2 protein-coding genes are annotated in these 2,069 nt (G+C 61.2%); both read left to right on the top strand.

From position 1 onward, the window contains the following. On the top strand, positions 1 to 446 hold a 446-nt coding region (locus EOA27_RS42585; RefSeq protein ID WP_245491247.1), incomplete at its 5' end, for a DUF3606 domain-containing protein. A 63-nt stretch (positions 447 to 509) separates the two neighbouring features. After that, positions 510 to 2,069 (top strand): DNA ligase D (ligD, locus tag EOA27_RS33645; RefSeq protein WP_281059505.1); only part of this gene is annotated, 1,560 nt, incomplete at its 3' end.

Genomic DNA, 2,069 nt, shown 5'->3' on the forward strand with positions numbered 1-2,069 from the left:
CTGGTATTGCCGTCGAAACACTAGGCGACGAACAGCGGTTTCCCACCGCCGCAATGGCGGTTCTGCACCCGGTCAGCGAGGGGCCGCGCAATAGGCTGCGTAGCCGCGACATCTTCATTCCCGACCTTCACACGGACAACATCAAAGTCGACACGCGCGACTTCAGGGGAAACGCGGAATTTCTTGCCCGGCCTAGGATCGCAAGTCGAACCAGAACGTTACAGGTCCAGCGGTTGTGCCGGCGCAGCTGTGGCAACAAGGGAGGCGACAATGACATACGACAAATCCAAGCGAGGCGGCGCGACCGTTGGCAGGTCTCCGGCGGTGAAAGGTACGAGGTCAATTATTTTGCCCGCAAGCAGGGCATCAGCAGAGACCAGGCCGAGGCCCTCATAAAGCGGGTCGGAACGACTGCGACAAGCCCAATGCGGCCTCGGAGAAACTGAAGAAATAGGCTGCAGATTGCAAATACCGCATTGGGTAGTTCAGTTCCATCAGAGTGAGGTCAAGTGAGTAAGTTAGCGTCGCATCGGCCCACAATCGAAGCGTTTTCCACTCGCCCTGCCAGGCCAGCCTCGCGCGGCGCGGCCCATCTGCCGCCACCGGCTTTCCGGCCGGTCCAGCTCGCAAAGCTGGTGGACAGGGTTCCAGCTGGCGATCGCTGGATCCACGAAATGAAATATGACGGCTACCGCATTCTCGTCGCGGTAGGCGGCGGAGAGGCGCGCGCTTATACGCGCTCCGGTCTGGACTGGTCCGGCCGCTTCCCCTCTATCCTTTCGGAGGCAGGCAAGCTCAAGGTTCGATCCGCGCTCATCGATGGCGAGGCCGTTGTCATCGACGCCCAGGGGCGATCGAGTTTCCAGGCGCTCCAGAACGCCTTGAAGGGTGATCCCGCCAGCATCGATTTTTATGCCTTCGACCTGCTCCAACTCGACGGCGAAGACCTGACGAGGCTTCCGCTCCTGGAGCGCAAGGCGAAACTGGAGGGAATCCTGCCGGCGAAGAACCCTATCCTTCGCTACTGCGATCATATCCAGGGCCGGGGCGAAGAATTGCTGAACCGCTTCTGCGACGCCGGCCTCGAGGGGGTTATCTCGAAGCTGGCGGATTCGGACTATGTTGGCGCCCGGGATGGAAGCTGGCTGAAGATCAAGTGCATCAAGCGTCAGGAATTCGTACTCGTCGGCTGGACGCCGTCAGACAAGGATCGCGCGTTTCGATCGCTTATCCTTGGGATCCATGACGGCGGAAAGCTACGCTTTGCCGGCAAGGTCGGGACCGGTTTCGATACCGCAGAGATGGCCAGGCTGATGAAGACCATGGCGCCGCTCGAGCAGAGCGCCGCCACGGTCGAAGCACCGCGCGCGGAAGTTCGCGGCGCGCACTGGATACGTCCGAAGCTTGTCGCCGAGATCGCCTATACTGAAATGACCAACGAAGGGACACTGCGCCATCCAAGCTATCTCGGCTTGCGCGAGGACAAAAAGCCGGAAGCCGTTGCGCTTGAGACGGAACGTCACACAGCGACGCTGCCGGCCCCGGCGACGAGCACGATTGCCATCAGCAACCGCGGCCGCGTAATCTACCCTGAGTCCAACATCACCAAGGGCCAGCTCGCCGACCACTACGCAGCCGTCGCGGAGATCATGCTCCCTTGGGTCGGCAGCAGGCCAATCAGCCTTGTTCGCTGTCCCCAGGGCCGCGCGAAGAAGTGTTTCTTCCAGAAGCACGACGCCGGCAGCTTCGGCGACAAGGTCCATCACGTCGGCATCACCGAAAAGGACGGTCACGAGGAGCCGTACCTTTATGTCGACGATGCCGATGGGCTGATGACCTGCGTGCAGATGGGAACGATCGAGCTGCACGGGTGGGGCGCTCGGATCGAGGACGTCGAAAAGGCCGACCGTCTCGTCTTCGACCTCGACCCTGATGAAGGTCTCGATTTCGAGGCCGTGCGCGCTGCCGCATTCCAGTTCCGGGATATTCTGAAATCGCTTGGGCTAACCACCTTCCCGATGCTGACCGGCGGCAAGGGCGTGCACGTGATCGCCCCGCTCACTCCACAG

The sequence above is a fragment of the Mesorhizobium sp. M2A.F.Ca.ET.037.01.1.1 genome (assembly GCF_003998075.1).
In the GTDB taxonomy this organism is placed as follows: Bacteria; Pseudomonadota; Alphaproteobacteria; order Rhizobiales; family Rhizobiaceae; genus Mesorhizobium.